Origin of the sequence: Variovorax atrisoli (assembly GCF_014195185.1) — a bacterium.
Classification (GTDB): Bacteria; Pseudomonadota; Gammaproteobacteria; order Burkholderiales; family Burkholderiaceae_C; genus Variovorax; species Variovorax atrisoli.
In genome coordinates, this window is sequence record NZ_JACIBG010000001.1 from 12,211 (window position 1) to 29,467 (window position 17,257).

A 17,257-nucleotide genomic window follows, 5' to 3' on the forward strand; every position below is an offset into this window, starting at 1 on the left:
CCGGAGCCGGCTACGCCTCCTTCAGCTCCGGAAGCACCGAGGTCAGCGCGAAGTCGACGAGGTGCAGCCAGGTCTCCTCGAGGCCCATGATGTTGTGGTGGTCCGATTTCGCAACGGTCGTCACGCTGACCGGCGTGGGCCACGCCGCGATGAGCTTCTGCGAGCGCTCGGGCAGCACCACGTCGTCGCTCTCGGCCAGCAGCACGTGGGTCTTGGCCGCGACCTCCTTGCAGTGCTCGAGCGAGTTGAACTGGTGCCGCAGCAGCAGCGACAGCGGCACGAGCGGAAAGCGCTTCTTCGCCACTTCCAGCATCGAGTCGTAGGGCGTCACCAGCTGCAGGCTCGTGAACTCCTGCCGTGCGACGAGCTGGATGGCCACGCCGGTGCCCAGGCTGCGGCCGACCACGTGCAGGCGGGCCTGCGGGAAAGCCTTGCGCAGGTGCCTGGCGAACTGGCAGGCGTCCTGCACCGAGGCGATCTCCGAAGGGTGCCCCTGCGAGTCGGCCACGCCGCGGTAGTTGACGGCCGCGAAGCCGAAGCCTTCGGGCAGCCAGTGCAGCGTCTGCGCGGTGGCGCGTACGTCTTCGCCGCGGCCCGCGAAGTAGATGAAGAGATCCTGCAGCGCTTCCTCGCCCTGCGGGTGGTAGACATAGCCGCGCACCATGCCGCCGGGTACGGTGTGGGAGTAGGTCGAGAAGTCGTCGGAGAGCGGAACGACCGGCAGCTTGCGGGCGTTGAAGAGGATGTCGCCCTGGCGCGCGGCAAGCAGCGCCCAGTACGCGGCGATGCTGCCGATGGCTGCGGCCGAAGCGGAAAGGGCGATGCGGGCGGCTTTGGATGACAAATGGTGCTCCGGGAGAAAGGCAGCGCCTAGTTTCGCCTCTTTCTCCGCCGCGCCGCGCTTGCCGGTCTTTGCGCCTGTTTCGCTTTCTTTCCTTTCAGTGGGCCGCGATCAGCTGCTGGCGGCCGGCGCCGATGCGCATCGGCTCGGCAGCATGGGCGTCACCATGCCGCTGTTCCAGCCTGAACTTGCCGACGATCAGCGACAGGCTGCCCGCCTGTTCCTGCAGCGACTGGGCTGCCGCCGAGGCCTGCTCGACCAGCGCCGCGTTCTGCTGCGTGGTCTGGTCCATCTGCGTGACGGCCTGGTTGATCTGCTCGATGCCCGAGGTCTGCTCCTGGCTCGCGGCGCTGATCTCGCCCATGATGTCCGTCACGCGCTTCACGCTGCCCACGATCTCTTCCATGGTGCGGCCCGCGTCGGCCACCTGGCGGCTGCCTTCCTCGACCTTCTCGACCGAGTCGCCGATCAGCGCCTTGATCTCCTTGGCTGCGGCGGCCGAGCGCTGCGCGAGGCTGCGCACCTCCGAAGCCACCACGGCGAAGCCGCGCCCCTGGTCGCCCGCGCGGGCCGCCTCGACGGCCGCGTTGAGCGCGAGGATGTTGGTCTGGAAAGCGATGCCGTCGATCACGCCGATGATGTCCACCACCTTGCGCGAAGAGGCATTGATCGAGCCCATCGTCTCCACCACCTGGAACACCACGCTGCCGCCGCGCGCCGCCACTTCCGATGCGGAGGTGGCCAGCTGGTTGGCCTGGCGCGCGTTGTCGGCGTTCTGCTTCACGGTCGAGGTCAGCTCCTCCAGCGAAGCGGCCGTCTGTTCCAGCGAGCTGGCCTGCTCTTCGGTGCGGGAGGACAGGTCCTGGTTGCCCACGGCGATCTGCGAACTGGCGGTCGACACGCTGGCCACCACGCCGTGCACCTGCGCGAGCGAGCCTTGCAGGGCGCCGCGCATCTGGTCGAGGGCGCGAAGCAGGTGGCCGGTCTCGTCGCCCGCGTAGCTGGACTGGGGCTTGCCCGTCAGGTCCATCTCGGCGATGGCCTGCGCGATGCTTTCTGCACGGCGCAGCGGCTGCGTGATGCTGCGCGCCAGCATCCAGGCCAGCAGGGTGCCGAGCACCAGGCTCACGGCGGAGCACACGATCAGCAGGGTGTCGGTCTGCGCGCGCAGGTCGTTGGCGCGCACGGCGGCGGCGTCGAGGTGTTCGCGCTGCATGTCCACCACCTGCTGCACGCCGGCGATGTAGCTGACGGAGGTGGGCTGGAACTGCGCATCGAAGACGCGGGTGGCGCCTTCGAGGTCGCCCGCGAGCTTGAGCTTGCTCACTTCCTCGCGCGCGGCCAGGTAGGCCTTGCGCAGGCCGGCGATCTTCTCCAGCAGGGCGCGCTCGTCGGGCTTGACCAGCTTCTCCTCGACGAACTTCTGCAGCTCGTTGGTGTTCTTGATCGACGCTGCAGAGGCCGGCGCGAAGTAGTCGACGAGGCTGGGGTCGCTGCTCTTGGCGATGGCCGCGGCCCGCTGCACGCCGGCGGTGGTGTAGCGCAGCCAGTCGGAACCGGCGCGCTCGATCTTCAGGTTGTCCTCGATCATGGCGTCTATCTCGCGGCTGAGCTGGTGCAGCTTCCACACCGCCGCGGCGCTGGTGGCGACGAAGAGCGCCAGGATGATGCCCAGCACGATGGCCAGGCGCTTGCCGATTGAGACGTTGCTCAGGAACATGGTCGAACTCCGGAAACCAGGAATGAGAGGACGAAGGGCGACCGTCGGGTCGCCCTTCATCGCTGGTTATCGGCCGTTCAATTGAAAACTTTAGAAAACTCCTGGGAGTTCCCCGCCGGCTCCCGGCTCAGATCTTCAGCGGCGGGAACGACTTGACCAGGTCGTCCAGGGCCTTGATCTGCGTGAGGAAGGGTTCCAGCTTGTCCAGCGGCAGGGCGCTCGGGCCGTCGCACTTGGCCTGGGCCGGGTCGGGGTGGGCTTCGAGGAAGAGGCCGGCCAGGCCGACCGCCATGCCGGCGCGCGCCAGGTCGGCCACCTGCTCGCGGCGGCCGCCCGATGCGGCGGCGCCGGCCTCGCGCTGCTGCAGCGCGTGGGTCACGTCGAAGATGATGGGCAGGTTCTGCGACACCTTCTTCATCACGCCGAAGCCCAGCATGTCGACCACGAGGTTGTCGTAGCCGAAGCAGGTGCCGCGGTCGCACAGGATCAGCTTGTCGTTGCCGGCCTCCTTGAACTTCTCGACGATGTTGAGCATCTGCGAGGGGCTCAGGAACTGGGGCTTCTTGATGTTGATGACCCGGCCGGTCTTCGCCAGCGCCACCACCAGGTCGGTCTGCCGCGCCAGGAAGGCGGGCAGCTGGAGCACGTCGACCACCTCGGCCACGGGCGCCGCCTGGGCGATCTCGTGCACGTCGGTCAGCACCGGCACGCCGAAGCTGTCCTTCACGGCCTGCAGGATCGTCAGGCCCTCGTCGAGGCCCGGGCCGCGGTACGAGTGGATGGAGGAGCGGTTGGCCTTGTCGAAGCTGCCCTTGAACACGTAGGGAATGCCCAGCTTCTGCGTGACGCGCACGTATTCCTCGGCACTGCGCAGGGCGAGGTCCTTCGACTCGAGGACGTTGACGCCGCCGAAGAGGACGAAGGGGGCCTCGTTGCTGGTGGCGACTTGGGGGGTGATGGTGACGGTGGACAAGGTTTTTCTCCTGACGGGGGTGCTTCGGTGCAGGGGCCTATTGTCGTTCCGCCGGCCCGGGGGGCTCAGCCTCCGGGCGTCACCGTCAGGTAGAAGGGCGTGAGCGTGCCCGCCACCGGCCGAAGCAGCTTCAGCAGCAGCGGCTTGCCGTAGCCTTCGCCCGCCAGCCGCTTGAGCAGGTCGGACAGCTGTGCCAGCGGCACGCCGTCGCAGCCGACGAGGATGTCGCCGCTGCGCAGCCCGTCGCGCGCGGCGGCCGAGCCGGCCACCACTTCGACCACCCGCACGCCGGTGGCCACCGGCCATTCGTTCTCGCGCACCCAGCGCCGCGGCAGGGCCACCGCCGCGCACTGCACGCCGAGCTTGCCGCGCCGCACGGCGCCGTGGCGCATCAGCTCGCCGGCCACCCAGCGGGCGGTGTCGATGGCCACCGCGAAGCTCAGGCCCTGGGCCGAAGGGATCACCGCCGTGTTCACGCCGATGACCTGCGCGGCGCTGTCCAGCAGCGGGCCGCCCGAATTGCCGGGGTTGAGCGCCACGTCGGTCTGGATCACGTCCTCGATCATCCGGCCGCCGCGCGAGGGCAGGCTGCGGCCCAGCGCACTCACGATGCCCGCGGTCACGGTGAAGTCGAAGCCCAGCGGATTGCCGACCGCCACCGCCAGCTGGCCCGGCTGCAGCGCGGCCGAGCTGCCCAGCGGCAGGAAGGCGCTGGGGTGCGACTCGATGCGCAGCACGGCGATGTCGGTGGAGGCGTCGGTCCCGACCAGGCGCGCCACGCTCTCGGTGCCGTCGGCGAAGGCGGCGCGCAGCTCGCCGGCGCCCTCGACCACGTGGGCGTTGGTGATCGTGAAGCCGTCGGGGGTGAACAGGAAGCCCGAGCCGCTGCCCTGGGCTGCAGGACCGTTGCCGCGCTGCGCGGCCTTGCGGACCTTGATGTGGGCGACCGCGGGGCTCGCGGTGTGGGCCACCTGGGTGACGGCGGCCGAGTAGGAGTCGAGGATGAATTCGTCGCGCGCGCCCATGGAGTACCTCTTCTTTCAGTCGGCGGAACCTGAAGGAAATGGCGGTGCGCGCCTGGTTTTCAACCCGGCGCCGGGCGTTCACGAAGCCTTCAGCGAAGGCTCAGCGATTCTTCAGCGGGCCTGCCCACACTGGGCTTCCCGACAACAACACCCATGCCCACGGGGACACCAGCTTGAAGCACCTCATTCTTCTGGTCGCCGTCGCCGCGCTCGCGGCCGGCTGCGGCCACGATCGCCACCGCCACGACAGGGACCGCGACCACAACGGCATTCCCGACCGCTACGAGCGCAACCGCGACAGCGACCGCGACGGCATCCCCGACCGCTACGACCGCCGGCCGTACGACCCGCGCCGCTATTGATCGCGCAGGGCGATCACGGCGCCTTCGGCTGCGACGACGGCTCCCACGAGTCGGGCGTGGTCGCCACCAGCGACTTGAAGTCTTTCCACGGCCGCGCGCCCGGGATGGTGCGCCCGCCGACGATCAGCCCCTTGGCGAACACCACCATGCGCTCGCGCAGGTAGGCTCGGTCCGATTCGGGCCATGTCTCGATGGAATGCGGGCCGCGCGCGAGCACGATCTCCTTCAGGCCGCGGATGCGGTTGTAGGCCGCCACCGTGCCTTCCAGCGTTTCCGCGCGGTCCCACAGGCCCTTGCCGAAGAAGGCTGCGGGCCAGCGGTCCATGCCCGCGAGCGTGGACGAGTTGGGATAGAACACGATGTGGTGCTCCGCCGCCATGCCGCCCAGGAACAAGTTGCGGTCGGCCAGGTCGGGCGAATCGCCCACGTAGCCCGCGCCGCTCGCAAACGACGACAGCAGCAGCGCGCCGCGGATGTTGCGCAGCCCCTTTGGCGGGGTGCAGCTGGGCTGGGGCATGTCGAAGCTGCACTGGGCGACGTAGTTCTTCGTCATCGCCCAGGCGGTGGACATCGAACCGCGCGAATAGCCGCCGAGCACCAGCGGGATCTCGCTGGCAGGCATGCCCGCCAGCAGCCGGCCCCGCGTGGCCTCGCCCTGCAGCAGTTCGCCCTTGGGCGTGAGGATGCGCAGGCCGCGCCCGGTCTCCAGCGCCGTGAGGGCGCGGAACACGTCCTCGCCTTGCTCCAGCGTGTTGGTGTCGCTGAAGCCGCCCGACAGCCCCTCGCCGCGCCGGTCGTAGGCCAGCACGTCGAAGCCGGCCTGGTTCAGGGCATACAGGTTCTCGCGCCACCAGCGCTGGCCCATGGTCTCGGTGGTCGCGTTGGGGAAGCTCACCGGCATGGTCTTGCCGGTCTTCTGGTCGATACGGTACGCCACCTCGTCGGGATGCTGGATCGCCGTGAGCTGCCCGCCGCCGCCCGGCGCCATGACGACCAGCGCGCGCGTCTTCTTTCCCTTGCCGTCGTCGACGCCCGCGCCCTCGATGTACCAGCCGCGCAGCTTGATGTCGCCCGTCATCTTCAGGTCGATGCGCTCGAAGGTGTCGCGCGGCGCGGTGAACTCCACCACGTAGGTGCGCGCGTCGGCCTCGGCGATGCCCTCGCGGTAGGGCGCCCTGGCGAAGAAGGCGGGGCGGCGGATCTGCCTGAGGTCGACGTTGCCGTCGGGGTCGATGCGCCCGGACGGATCGACAACCCCGGTCGAGCGCGTGGCGCGCTCCTTGTTGGGTGGCAGCCAGCGCTGCATCTGGGCGTCGACGCGCTTGAAGCAGGCCGGATCTTGCTTGCAGGCGCGCCAGCGTGCCTTGAGCTTGTCGTCGGTGAACTCGCTGATGTAGTAGTTGCCGCCCGCATAGCCGGCCGGCGGATGGTTGGCCGTCATCAGCACCGGCACGCAGACCTTCGGGCCTCTGGCGTCCTTCGGATTCTTCGGCAGCAGGTAGCCGCCCATCATCGCGTTGCGGTCGGTGCCGACCCAGGCGGTGCAGTCGGTGGGCGGCGCAGAGGTCACCTCGGCCTGCCGCTGAGCCTGGCTGGGCCCGCCGCACGCGCCGAGCTGGAGGGCGAGGACGCCGACGGCCAGCGCGGCCGCGACGCCATGCAGGCGAGACCGGGCAGGGCGCGCAGGGCCGGTGGGGATTGCGGTCGTTGGATCTGGCCTTGCGGCCGGGAGAGAAAAAGGCATGCAGCGAAGCGCAAGTCGAGAGAGCCCGATCTTCGCCGCATCGGCGCGCGGAAAACGAAGCCATGGTCGATTCAGGGTGAAAGCGCTCGCCTCGATCTCTGTAGGACGTTTCCTGCGCGCTCATGCGCTGCTTTCTCCGCTTTCACGCGGGATGGCACGCGCTCAATCGCCGTCGACACAAATGAAACCGCTGGAAACCGCCGCAGGCACAGGAGACGACTGAGATGAAGAATTTCGAAGGCATCTATTGCTTCGACACGGCGAGCGTGCGCTTTGCCTTCTATCCCGAGGGGCCCGAGGGCCCGCGCGTACTCGCACAGATTTCCGAGGAAACCCTGCACGACGAATTCGGCGTCCGCGAAATCGGCGAACACCTGCTCGGCGCGTGCCGGGACCACTTCCACGCCATCGAACCGGCAGCCGTGGCGCGCTACCGGGCCACCCCGGACCAGGCCATCACGCTCACCATCACGGACTTCGGGCTCCACGCCTGACCGAGCCGAGATAGCCGTCCACGGGATCACCCGGTACCGGACGGCTCGCGCGGGCTGCCGCGCCGGGCATGGGCAACTCTCCGACAAGGCGAGGCGGCCCGAGCCGTAGCCGGGGCGCTGGCCACCCCGTCACATTGGCATCAGGCCTGATCACAGGCAAAACGAAAGAGGGCGCACCCCGCACAGGCCGGAGTGCCCGTCATCACGACGCGCCCGTTCCGTGCGCGTGCGGTGTCCGGTGCCGGATCTCGCTTTGCAGGGCCCGCTGGCCTGAGGAAAGCGCCAGCTCGTAGCTCTCGGCAGGCTCGTAGGCCCTGCGCAGGACGCGCGGATGCGTGCCCTGGTCGTCGGTTTCGAGCAGCTGCCAGACGTAGGCGCCCGGCAGCGGCTCCTCGATGGTGAGTTCGATGGGATGTGTCATGGCGCCACCATGGTGCTGCACGCCGGCTCTGTCTGTAGGCCTGGAACGCCGTTGACCAGCATCTCAAGAGAAAGAAAGGACCCATTCCATGCAACAAGCAACCCCCTCGGCCTTCGAGGACCGCCTCGTCACCTTCAGCTACCGCGGCCGGCTGTTCCTGTGCCGCGCCGAGCGGCTCGACGACCAGACCTACAGGCCCGTCGTGGTCTGCCGCGCCGCGTCCCCCGGAGAGGACGACATCGAACTGCCTGCCGATACCGACAACGCCTCCTACGGCACCGAGGCCGAGGCCCTGCGCCACGCCGAGCAGCAGGCCATGCGATGGGTGCACGACAGGACGCAGGGGGCGCAGGGGCAGGCCTGAGCGGTCCTTCGCGCCAGCCCGCATCAGCGCCGCCGCTCAGCCCGCCTTGCGGAAGGTGAAGTTGATGCGCACTGCACCCAGCAGCGGGTGAGGCTCGTCCTTCAGCGGCAGCACGCCGTGGAAGCGCAGCCGGTCCTCGCCGCCCCAGACCACCACGTCACCGTGCACGAGCGGCACGCGCACCGCCTTGTCGGTGCGCACATGGCCGCCGAACAGGAACACCGCCGGCATGCCCAGCGACACCGAGACGATGGGCGCGCCGTAGTCGCGCTCGTCCTTGTCCTGGTGCAGCGAAAGCCGCGCGCCAGGGGCGTAGCGGTTGACGAGGCAGGCGTCGGGCGAGAAGCCGTCGAAGCCGGCGGCCGATGCGGCCTCGCGTGCCAGCCGCGCCAGGGGTTCGGGCATGGCGGGCCAGGGCTTGCCGCTGTCGGGATCGGTCGCGCTGTAGCGATAGCCGCGCCGGTCGCTGGTCCAGCCCAGTGCGCCGCAATTGGTGAGCGCGACCGACATGGTGAAGCCGCCCGGCGTGACGAGGTGCCGGAAGGGCGCCGCCTCCGCCACCGAACGGATCGCTGGCAGCAGTTCGTCCACGAAGGGCAGGGCGAAGCCGGGCAGCACGAACGCGCCGGCGCCCAGCGCCTCGCGCGCCGGCCGGGGCGGATCCTCGAAAAGGGCCAGGGTGGCGCCGGAGTTGGCGCTTGTCTTCTTCGCTTTCATGCTTCCCGATCTTTGCCCAAAAGCCGGGCTGCAGCCTCGGCTTGTTCGCCCCTGTGTCGGTGGGGCGGCCGGTTTGTGGGCCGACCGGTGCGCCGACGCCTCCCATGTTCGCGTGATGCGCCCGGCGCGCGCAGCCATTAGCCTCCTCACCCCTCCGTCCCAAGGTAGTACCTAGGGTTTAAATTCATGGAAGTGCGTAAATAAATGGGCTATGGTGATCCCATCATGGACGGCGCTCGACTGGCTCTCAGCGTTCCGGACGGCTGGACCGGCTGGCTCGAGCTCATGCGCACCCCCAGCGGCACCTACGCCGGCATCGCCGAACTGAGCTTCAGCGGCATCCCGCGCTGTGCGCTGGTCATCACCCAGCAGCTGTCGTGGGACGCTGCGGTCGAGAGGGCCACGCTGCGGGCCGATCATTTCGTCAGGCAGTGGGGGCCTGCGCGCGGCTCCTGAGCGGGCCTTCCCCGGATATTGAATCTGCCGCTGCGGTGCAGCACATGGAGCGGGCTCGTGGTAGAAACCGCGAGCTTTTCCGGGCACTGGCCCGAACCAAGATTCCCGCTCCAACCCACGCGCCGCCATCCATGCCGAAATCCCACCGCCGGACTGCCGACCAACCGCATGTCCGATGGCTGGCCTGGCTGCTGCTGGGCATCGCGGCGCTTTTCATGGCGGGCTGTGCCGGCCTGCCGTCGCAGGTGCAGCGCAAGCCCTCCACGGCCATCGCCGATGGCGCTGACACGCCGCTCGGCCGCCTCGTGAAGGCCGCGGCGCCGCCGGGCGAGCCGCTCAGCGGGTTCCGCCTGCTGCCGATGCCGCAGTTCTCGCTGCATGCGCGCATCGAGCTCGCACGCCGGGCGCAGCGCTCCATCGACGTGCAGTACTACCTCGTGCAGAACGACGAGACCGGCCGCTACCTGCTGCGCGCCCTGCGCGACGCGGCCGACCGGGGCGTGCGCGTGCGCCTGCTGGTGGACGACCTCTACACGGCCGGCGCCGATCCGCTGTTCACCAGCTTCGCCTCTCATCCCAACGTGGAGGTCCGGCTCTTCAATCCCTTTCCCGCCGGGCGCGACCGCTTCGGCACGCGCTGGGCATGGTCGATCCTGGACTTCGACCGCGTGCACCGCCGCATGCACAACAAGCTCTACGTGGTGGACAACACCATCGGCGTGATGGGCGGGCGCAACATGGCCAACGAGTACTTCCTGCGCGACGGGGGCTCGAACTTCATCGACATCGACACGCTGGTGGCCGGAGCGGTGGTGCCGAAGCTGTCCTCGCTGTTCGACATGTACTGGAACAGCCCGTACGTCTATCCCATCGAGTCGCTGGTGCCGCCGGGCGGCGAGACGCCCCGGCAGCTGCGCGAACGCTTCGACCGCCTCACCACCGGGCCTGAAGAGCTGCACCCCGAGGAACCCGGCTCCACCGACCTGCTGGGCAACAACTCGCTGGCCAAGGACCTTGCTGCCGGCGAGCTGAAGCTGGTCTGGGCGCGCGCCGAGGCGTATGCCGATCCGCCCGCCAAGGCGCTGGGCCAGACCGACGAGGCGCGGGGCCTGCCGGCCGACGAGTCGAAGGACAGCGTGCTCTACAACGTGCGGCGCTACCTGCGCGGCGCCGAGAACGAGATCATGCAGACCACGCCCTACCTGATCCCGGGGCGCGGCGGCATGGAGACCATCCGCCTGGTGCGCGGCAACGGCGTGAGCTACACCATCGTCACCAATTCGCTGGCCGCCACCGACGAGTCGCTGGTGCACATCGGCTACCGCCGCTATCGCGCCGAGATGCTGCGCCTGGGCGTGGAGCTGTACGAGCTGAGCCCCAAGCGGGTGGAGCAGACCAAGCGTTTCGGCATGTACGGCTCGGCCAGCGGCCGGCTGCACGGCAAGTCGGCGGTGGTCGACCGCAAGATCGTATTCATCGGCTCGATGAACTTCGATCCGCGCTCGATGCTGCACAACACCGAGGTCGGCATCTTCATCTTCAGCCCGCAGATCGCCCAGCAGCTCACCAGCCTGATCGGCTTCATGCGGCTGGATGGCGCCTACCAGCTGCAGCTGGGGCCGAAGGGCGCCATCGAGTGGGTGAGCCCGGCCTCGGGCGACGCGGCCGACACCATCCTGCACCAGGAGCCCGAGACGGACTTCTGGTCGCGCTGGAAGCTGGAGCTGCTGGCTCCGCTGGTGCCCGAGAGCCTGCTCTAGGGCCGGCCGGTCCGCATCCTCAAAACAGAGGATGGTCGGAGGCGGGGGCCTCCAGAAGAATCGCAACGCTCGTGTTACGAGTTGATTCTTTTGTTTGCTCCTTTACCGCCAAGACCATCATGAACACAAACTTCGCGACCCCCGCGGCCCCCGGCCGGTCCTTCTTCCAGATAACGCGCTGCGCATTCGCGGTGGCGTTCCTGGTCTCGCTCGGCGCCTGCGGCGGGGGTGGGGGCGGCGGTGGCGGAGGTTTTGCCGGCTTTCCCGCCTCGAGCAACCCGCCCAGCAGCCCGCCCGCGAGCAATCCGCCGGCCAGCAACCCGCCGGCTGCGTCTGTTACGTTTTCGGGCACGGCGGCTGCCGGCCTGCCGCTGGTGGGTACCGTCACCGTCAAGGACGCCAAGGGCGCCAGCAAGACCGTGCCGCTGGTCGACGGCAAGTACACCGTCGACGTGAGCGGCATGACCGCGCCCTTCGTCTTCCGCGCCGAGGGCACGGTGGCCGGCGAGCGCACGGTGATCCATTCGGCCGCCACCGCGGCCGACGTCAACGGCAACATCAACATCACGCCGCTGACCGACTTGGTGGTGTCCAACATTGCCGGCCGGCTGGCGTCGCAGTACTTCGACGGCGGCGAGTTCGCCTCGCTCTCCGCGGACGAGCTCAAGGCCGAGAGCGACGCGCTGAAGGCCAAGCTGCTGCCGGTTCTGCAGGCGATGGGCGTGGACGCCAGCATCGACCTGCTGCGCACGGCCTTCACCCCGCTGTCCAGCGCGCTGGACAAGGCGCTCGACGTGCTGCGGGTGAGCGTCGATCCGGCCACCAACGTGGCGACCATCACCAACATCGTCACCCAGCAGCAGATCGCCGACGACCTGGCGGTGAAGGCTGCGGCCGAACCCGCCACCACGCCGATGAGCGGCTCCGGCATGGGCACCGCGGCCGACGACATCGCGGCGATCCGCAAGGTGTTCTCCGACTTCGTGGGCAAGTTCGCCACCGGTCTTCCCTCGCCGTCGCAGCTGCTGCCGCTGATGACCGACGGCACCAACCCCGTCACCGGTACCTACGGCTTCAGGTTCTCCGACCTCACCGCCTCGCAGTTCGCGAACGAGACGGCGACCGACGTCAACCTCATCGGCGCGAGCTTCACCGACGTGGTGATCCAGCGCATCAACTACACCATCGACGCGAACAACACGAGCCCGCGCGCCTTCGTCGAGTTCACGCACAAGGACAAGAACGGCATCGCATTCAGCAACACGCAGGGCATGCAGGTGGTCAAGGGCACCGACGGCGTGTGGCGCCTGCGCGGCGACGGCCGCGTGCTGGACATCAACCCGCACGTCCATGCCACCAAGGAGAAGGCGACCGGTTGCGTGAGCAGCTCGCTGCAGTTCGAGATCCAGGACATCAGCACCGGCAACAGCGGCAACGTCGCGTCGGTGGTGGTCACCGGCCCGGGGCTGCCCCCGGGCGGCCTGCGCCACTCGCGTCCTTCGGGCGGCGGCGCATGGCCGATCGATGGCAGCCCGGACTTCAACTACTACTACCTGACGACGAACTGCAACGGCCGGCAGAACGCAGGCCTGACCGACAGCGCGATCGCCGCGCTCCCCGCCACGCCCGAGTACACATTCACCGCGTACGAGAGCGACGGCACGACGGTGGCCAAGTTCAACGGCTTCGACATCGTCTACAAGCACCGCTTCCATGGCCGACCGCTGACGCTGGCGGAAGCCGCCGCAGTCGGCTATCCGGACTTCACGACCACGCCGGCCCTGGCCTCCTATTCGGGCGGCGCCGACTTCTCGATCAGCGCCACGGGCCTGAACCCCGCCTTCGCGACCCAGTTCTTCCTGAAACTGATCGCCGGCCCATCGGCCGGCGCGGAAGACCGGGCCGACGTGGCGCCTTCGGCCACGGGCACGGCATCGAAGAGCTTCAATCTGCCGGCGCAGGGCTCGGTGTCCGTCCGCGACACGTTCGTCAGCACCTACGACAGCAGCTGGCGCGAGATCGTGCTGCGCGACACCAAGGCCACCGTGTTGGAGTGACGCAGGCGCGGGGCGCAGTTTTCAGTGCGCCCCAGAAAGCCGAAAGCCCCCGAAAGGGGGCTTTTTCGTTGGCGGCGGCCGGGCCTGCGGCCGTCAGCCGTTACTGCAACAGCCGGCCGCTGAGATACGGCTCGGGATCGACCGGGCTGCCGTTCTTGCGGATCTCGAAGCGCAGCTTCACGCGGTCGGCGTTGCTGCGGCCCATCTCGGCGATCTTGTCGCCCTGGCGGACCACGGCGTTCTCTTTGACGTAGATGGTCTGCAGGTGTGCGTAGGCCGTCAGGAAGGTCTCGTTGTGCTTGACGATGACCATGTTGCCGTAGGCGGGCAGTTCGCTGCCCACGTACACCACGCGCCCGTCGGCGGCGGCGACGATCGGGTCGCCGAGGTTGCCGCCGATGTCGATGCCCTTGACGCGGTCGCCGTCGAAGCGCGCGATGGTCGGGCCGTTGGCCGGTCGGATGAACAGCGCGGCCGGGCGCTGCGGCACCGGCGGCTTGGCGGCCGGAGGCGTCGTCGGCCAGGGGGTGTTGAGATCGACGGTGGTACAGGCCGCGAGGCCCGTGGCCAGCAGCGCCGCGGCGCCGAAACGTAAAACGAAAGTCTGAAGGTGCATGGGCTCTGTTCGAACGGGTTCGTTGCGGAGGGTTCCTGCAAACCGGCGCTCCCGAGGGTGCGCCACGCGGGCGATGCTAGCAAACCACCGAGGCGGCGCCCTGCGAAAGAGCAACCGGCTGTGAGGTGGGCATTGCGCGGGAGTCGCGCCGGCGGCCCGCACCCGCCCCCGATGCTTGCTGCCAGTGCTTGCTGCCTGTGCCTGCTACTTGAGCGGGATCGGCGTCGCCCGGTCGATGGGCACCGCGGTCACGCTGTTCTTCGGCGAGCCGTCGATCAGCAGGTCGGAGTAGGTCAGGTAGACCAGGGTGTTGCGCTTGGGGTCGACCATGCGCACCACGCGCAGCCGCTTGAAGAGCACCGACAGCCGCTCGCTGTAGACCTCCTCGCGCTTGGGCAGCGGCTGGGTGATGCTCACCGGGCCGACCTGGCGGCAGGCGATGGAGGCCTCGGCCTTGTCCTCGGCCACGCCGAAGGCGCCTGCCAGGCCGCCGGTCTTGGCGCGCGAGACGTAGCAGGTCACGCCGTTGACCTTGGGGTCGTCGTAGGCCTCGATCACGATCTTGTGGTCGGGCCCGATGAGCTTGAAGGCGGTGTCCACCTCGCCCACGGCATCCGCCCTGGCTGCCGTTGCCGCCAGCGCGAAGCCGAGGCTGGCGCTGCAGAGGAGGGTGGCGCGCAGAGTCTTGTTCATGGATTTGGTCAAACGATGCTGAGTTCGTGCACGCGGTCGAAGCTGCCGCGTCGGCGGTCCGCGAAATAGTGTTCGAGCGTCTCGCGCACCGTGCGGAAGGCGATCTCGTCCCAGGGAATCTCTTCCTCGGTGAAGAGCCGCGCCTCGATGGTCTCGTGGCCCGGGTCGAACTTGTCGTCGAGCAGGCGCGCGCGGTAGAACAGGTGCACCTGCCCCACGCGCACCACGCTGATCACCGAGAACAGGCCCTCGAGTTCGAAGTTCGCGCCGGCCTCCTCGTCGGTCTCGCGGGCCGCGCCCTGGGCGGTGGTCTCTTCGAGCTCCATGAAGCCGGCCGGCAGCGTCCACTTGCCCCAGCGCGGCTCGATGTTGCGCTTGCACAGCAGCACCTTGTCGCCCAGCACGGGGATGGTGCCGACCACGTTCAGCGGGTTCTCGTAGTGGATGGTGTGGCAGGCCGGGCAGACGGCGCGCTGCTTGGTGTCGCCGTCGTCCGGCACGCGGTAGACCACCGCGGTGCCGCAGTTCTTGCAATGCTTGATGGGGACGCGCAGGAGCATGAACCGACCGCCGTCTTCAGACGACCTTGACGGTCAGCTTGGGCAGGCCCGCGACCTCGCCCACGAGCGTGTCGCCGGCCACCACGGCCGCCACGCCTTCGGGCGTGCCGGTGTAGATCAGGTCGCCGGGCTGCAGCTCCCAGGCTGCCGAGAGGTGCTCGATGGTCTCGGCCACGTTCCAGATCAGCTTGCTCACGTTGCTGCGCTGGCGGTCGGCGCCGTTGACCTGCAGCGAGATATCGGCCTTCTCGGCGTCGCCGGCCTGCGCCACGGGCACGATCGGGCCGATGGGTGCGCTCTGCTCGAAGCCCTTGCCGATGTCCCAGGGGCGGCCCTGCTTCTTCATGTCGTTCTGCAGGTCGCGACGGGTCATGTCGAGGCCGACCGCGTAGCCGTAGATGTGCTTGTGCGCGTCGGCAGCGGCGATGTTCTTGCCGCCGATGCCGATGGCGACCACGAGTTCGATCTCGTGGTGCAGGTTCTTGGTGAGCGACGGGTAGGCCATGGTGCCGGTCTGGCCGGCGTCGACCACCACCAGCGCGTCGGCGGGCTTCATGAAGAAGAAGGGCGGTTCGCGGCCGGTGAAACCCATTTCCTTGGCGTGATCTTCGTAGTTGCGGCCCACGCAGTAGATGCGGTGCACCGGGAAGCGGGCGGACTGGCCGGCCACCGGAACCGAAACGGCGGCGGGCGGGGCGAAGACGAACTCGGAGGCCATGGAGACGTGTCCTTTTCTCAGTTTCTCAGGGGGAAGCCAGGCGGGAAACCGGCAGTGTGCCAGAGGCGCGGGGCTCACAATAGACGGCCCGCGCGGCGGATTCCTTCTCCATTCCCCTCATTTCCCACCATGCCCATCCGAATCGGCAAGGCCGGCAAGGCCAACGCGCTCAACGAACTAGGCCGCCGGCTCGACGAGGAGGGCGACCAGGACGCAGCGCTGCAGGCCTATGAGCAGGCCGGCGCCGTGCTCCCGAACTGGTCGGCGCCCTGGTACAACATCGGCCTCATCCACAAGTACCGCGGCGACTGGGCCGCCTCGCTGCAGGCCAACGCCCGTGCCGTGCAGTGCGACCCGCGCAACGAGGGCGCGGTCTGGAATCTCGGCATCGCGGCCACGGCCCTGGGCGACTGGGCCACCGCGCGCAGCGCCTGGCGGCAGTACGGCATCGAGGTGCCCGAGGGCGACGGGCCGGTCGATCTCTTCATCGGGCTCACGCCCATCCGCGTGCATGGCCTCGAGGCCAGCGAGGTGGTGTGGGCCGACCGCATCGATCCGGCGCGCGCCATCCTGCGCAACGTGCCCACGCCCGACTGCGGCCACCGCTACGGCGACCTCGTGCTGCACGACGGCGCGGCCAACGGCTACCGCCTGCGGGGCGAGCGCGAGGTGCCGGTGTTCGACGCCCTGGAGCTGATCGCGCCGTCGGACTATTCGACGTACGAAGTCACCATCGAGGAGGCGACGAGGGAAGACATCGACGCGCTGGTCAAGCGCTTCGAGGCCGCCGACGCCAGCGCCGAGAACTGGACCACCAGCATGCAGATGCTCTGCCGCGCCTGCTCCGAGGGCCGGCCCTACGGCGAAGGCCTGCACAACCATGGCGAGGGCGAGGAGCCCGGCACCCTGGGGCCATGGCGCATCGGCATCGCCGCCCGCGAGGAAGAGGCCGCGCGCCGCATCCTCGGCGAGTGGCGCGAGGCCGTCGCCGCCACCTCGCCGAAGGCCGCGCTGCTGGACTTCCGCTGCGTGCTGGTGGCTATAGCCCGCTCCTGACGCTGTGCTTCGGAGGGAGCGCTATGCTTGCCGGATCATGAAGCTGCACAACTATTTCCGCTCCTCCGCCTCGTTCCGCGTCCGCATCGCCCTCAACCTGAAGGGCCTCGATTTCGAATACATCCCCGTGCACATCGCGCGCGGCGACCACCGCACCGGCCCCTACGCCGCCATCTCCGCCGACAGGCTGGTGCCGCTGCTCGAAGACGGCGGCGAGCGCTTCTCGCAGTCCATGGCCATCATCGAGTACCTGGACGAAACGCATCCCGAGCCCGCGCTGCTGCCGCGCGACCCGGTGGCCCGCGCCCACGTGCGCGCGCTGGCGCAGTCGATCGCCTGCGAGATCCATCCGCTGAACAACCTGCGCGTGCTCAAGTACCTCGTGAAGGACCTCAAGCTCGACGAGGAAGCCAAGAACGCCTGGTACCGCCACTGGGTGCGCGACGGCCTGCTGGCCTTCGAGCGCCAGCTCGCGCAGTACCCCGCCGGCACCTACTGCTGGGGCGACACGCCGACGCTGGCCGATTGCTGCCTCGTGCCGCAGATCTTCAACGGCCGCCGCTTCGACTGCGACTTCAGCGGCCTGCCGCGCACCATGGCCGCCTTCGACGCCTGCATGGAGCACGAGGCCTTCCAGCGCGCGCAGCCCTCGCAGGCCCCCGACGCGGAAGCCTGAAGCC

General features: G+C 68.9%; 19 protein-coding genes. 8 read left to right on the plus strand and 11 right to left on the minus strand.

All coding sequences use genetic code 11. The features are described 5' to 3' along the window. Positions 1-10: 10 nt before the first annotated feature. From FHY06_RS00070 to FHY06_RS00085, 4 genes are all read right to left on the minus strand, one after another. Positions 11-844 carry an alpha/beta hydrolase gene (locus FHY06_RS00070; protein WP_019653287.1) on the minus strand — a complete coding sequence of 278 codons (834 nt, stop codon included), beginning with the start codon at positions 842-844 and terminating at the stop codon, positions 11-13. A gap of 94 nt (positions 845-938) precedes the next feature. Further along, on the minus strand, positions 939-2,561 hold the full coding sequence (locus FHY06_RS00075; RefSeq protein WP_184602716.1) for a methyl-accepting chemotaxis protein: 1,623 nt from the start codon (positions 2,559-2,561) through the stop codon (positions 939-941). A gap of 127 nt (positions 2,562-2,688) precedes the next feature. Further along, entirely contained in the window at positions 2,689-3,534 is an 846-nt protein-coding gene (gene kdsA / locus FHY06_RS00080) for a 3-deoxy-8-phosphooctulonate synthase (protein WP_184602718.1), read from the minus strand. 65 nt (positions 3,535-3,599) lie between these two features. Then, the gene (locus FHY06_RS00085; RefSeq protein ID WP_019653284.1) at positions 3,600-4,559 is read right to left on the minus strand and encodes a S1C family serine protease; all 960 of its coding nucleotides are present in this window, start codon (positions 4,557-4,559) and stop codon (positions 3,600-3,602) included. Between the two features lie 173 nt (positions 4,560-4,732). Here FHY06_RS00085 and FHY06_RS00090 point away from each other — a divergent pair, with 173 nt between their 5' ends. Continuing rightward, complete coding sequence (locus FHY06_RS00090) at positions 4,733-4,921, plus strand: hypothetical protein (RefSeq protein WP_132750662.1); 189 nt, start codon at positions 4,733-4,735, stop codon at positions 4,919-4,921. Positions 4,922-4,934: 13 nt separating this feature from the next. Here FHY06_RS00090 and FHY06_RS00095 read toward each other — a convergent pair whose 3' ends face one another. After that, the gene (locus FHY06_RS00095; protein WP_311733656.1) at positions 4,935-6,491 is read right to left on the minus strand and encodes an alpha/beta fold hydrolase; all 1,557 of its coding nucleotides are present in this window, start codon (positions 6,489-6,491) and stop codon (positions 4,935-4,937) included. A gap of 398 nt (positions 6,492-6,889) precedes the next feature. On the opposite strand from FHY06_RS00095, the gene FHY06_RS00100 reads away from it, so the two are divergent. Then, the gene (locus tag FHY06_RS00100; RefSeq protein WP_019653281.1) at positions 6,890-7,159 is read left to right on the plus strand and encodes a hypothetical protein; all 270 of its coding nucleotides are present in this window, start codon (positions 6,890-6,892) and stop codon (positions 7,157-7,159) included. 202 nt (positions 7,160-7,361) lie between these two features. On the opposite strand, the gene FHY06_RS00105 is transcribed toward FHY06_RS00100, so the two are convergent. Continuing rightward, entirely contained in the window at positions 7,362-7,580 is a 219-nt protein-coding gene (locus FHY06_RS00105; RefSeq protein WP_019653280.1) for a hypothetical protein, read from the minus strand. Positions 7,581-7,668: 88 nt separating this feature from the next. Between FHY06_RS00105 and FHY06_RS00110 the strand changes: the two genes are divergently transcribed. Then, positions 7,669-7,944 (plus strand): hypothetical protein, encoded by a 276-nt coding sequence (locus FHY06_RS00110; protein WP_019653279.1) that lies wholly within the window; start codon positions 7,669-7,671, stop codon positions 7,942-7,944. A gap of 36 nt (positions 7,945-7,980) precedes the next feature. On the opposite strand, the gene alkB is transcribed toward FHY06_RS00110, so the two are convergent. Then, positions 7,981-8,661 (minus strand): DNA oxidative demethylase AlkB, encoded by a 681-nt coding sequence (gene alkB / locus FHY06_RS00115; protein ID WP_184602721.1) that lies wholly within the window; start codon positions 8,659-8,661, stop codon positions 7,981-7,983. A gap of 225 nt (positions 8,662-8,886) precedes the next feature. Here alkB and FHY06_RS00120 point away from each other — a divergent pair, with 225 nt between their 5' ends. From FHY06_RS00120 to FHY06_RS00130, 3 genes are all read left to right on the plus strand, one after another. Next, complete coding sequence (locus FHY06_RS00120) at positions 8,887-9,117, plus strand: hypothetical protein (RefSeq protein WP_126184419.1); 231 nt, start codon at positions 8,887-8,889, stop codon at positions 9,115-9,117. Between the two features lie 131 nt (positions 9,118-9,248). Next, the gene (locus tag FHY06_RS00125; RefSeq protein ID WP_019653276.1) at positions 9,249-10,877 is read left to right on the plus strand and encodes a phospholipase D family protein; all 1,629 of its coding nucleotides are present in this window, start codon (positions 9,249-9,251) and stop codon (positions 10,875-10,877) included. 119 nt (positions 10,878-10,996) lie between these two features. After that, positions 10,997-12,934 carry a hypothetical protein gene (locus FHY06_RS00130; protein ID WP_184602723.1) on the plus strand — a complete coding sequence of 646 codons (1,938 nt, stop codon included), beginning with the start codon at positions 10,997-10,999 and terminating at the stop codon, positions 12,932-12,934. 100 nt (positions 12,935-13,034) lie between these two features. Here FHY06_RS00130 and FHY06_RS00135 read toward each other — a convergent pair whose 3' ends face one another. The 4 genes from FHY06_RS00135 to FHY06_RS00150 all read right to left on the minus strand — a co-directional run bounded on the left by FHY06_RS00135 (position 13,035) and on the right by FHY06_RS00150 (position 15,521). Beyond that, positions 13,035-13,550 (minus strand): murein hydrolase activator EnvC family protein, encoded by a 516-nt coding sequence (locus FHY06_RS00135; RefSeq protein WP_019653274.1) that lies wholly within the window; start codon positions 13,548-13,550, stop codon positions 13,035-13,037. 204 nt (positions 13,551-13,754) lie between these two features. Then, on the minus strand, positions 13,755-14,243 hold the full coding sequence (locus tag FHY06_RS00140) for a CreA family protein (RefSeq protein ID WP_019653273.1): 489 nt from the start codon (positions 14,241-14,243) through the stop codon (positions 13,755-13,757). Positions 14,244-14,251: 8 nt separating this feature from the next. After that, positions 14,252-14,803: an NUDIX hydrolase gene (locus FHY06_RS00145; RefSeq protein ID WP_019653272.1), complete on the minus strand. Its 552-nt coding sequence runs from the start codon at positions 14,801-14,803 to the stop codon at positions 14,252-14,254. Between the two features lie 16 nt (positions 14,804-14,819). Next, a complete protein-coding gene (locus FHY06_RS00150; RefSeq protein WP_184602726.1) occupies positions 14,820-15,521 on the minus strand; it encodes a fumarylacetoacetate hydrolase family protein in 702 nt (233 codons plus the stop codon). 129 nt (positions 15,522-15,650) lie between these two features. Between FHY06_RS00150 and FHY06_RS00155 the strand changes: the two genes are divergently transcribed. Further along, positions 15,651-16,577, plus strand: coding sequence for a tetratricopeptide repeat protein (locus tag FHY06_RS00155; protein WP_184602728.1), 927 nt, complete (start codon positions 15,651-15,653; stop codon positions 16,575-16,577). Positions 16,578-16,614: 37 nt separating this feature from the next. After that, on the plus strand, positions 16,615-17,253 hold the full coding sequence (gene maiA / locus FHY06_RS00160; protein ID WP_126184415.1) for a maleylacetoacetate isomerase: 639 nt from the start codon (positions 16,615-16,617) through the stop codon (positions 17,251-17,253). The last annotated feature ends 4 nt before the right edge of the window (positions 17,254-17,257 follow it).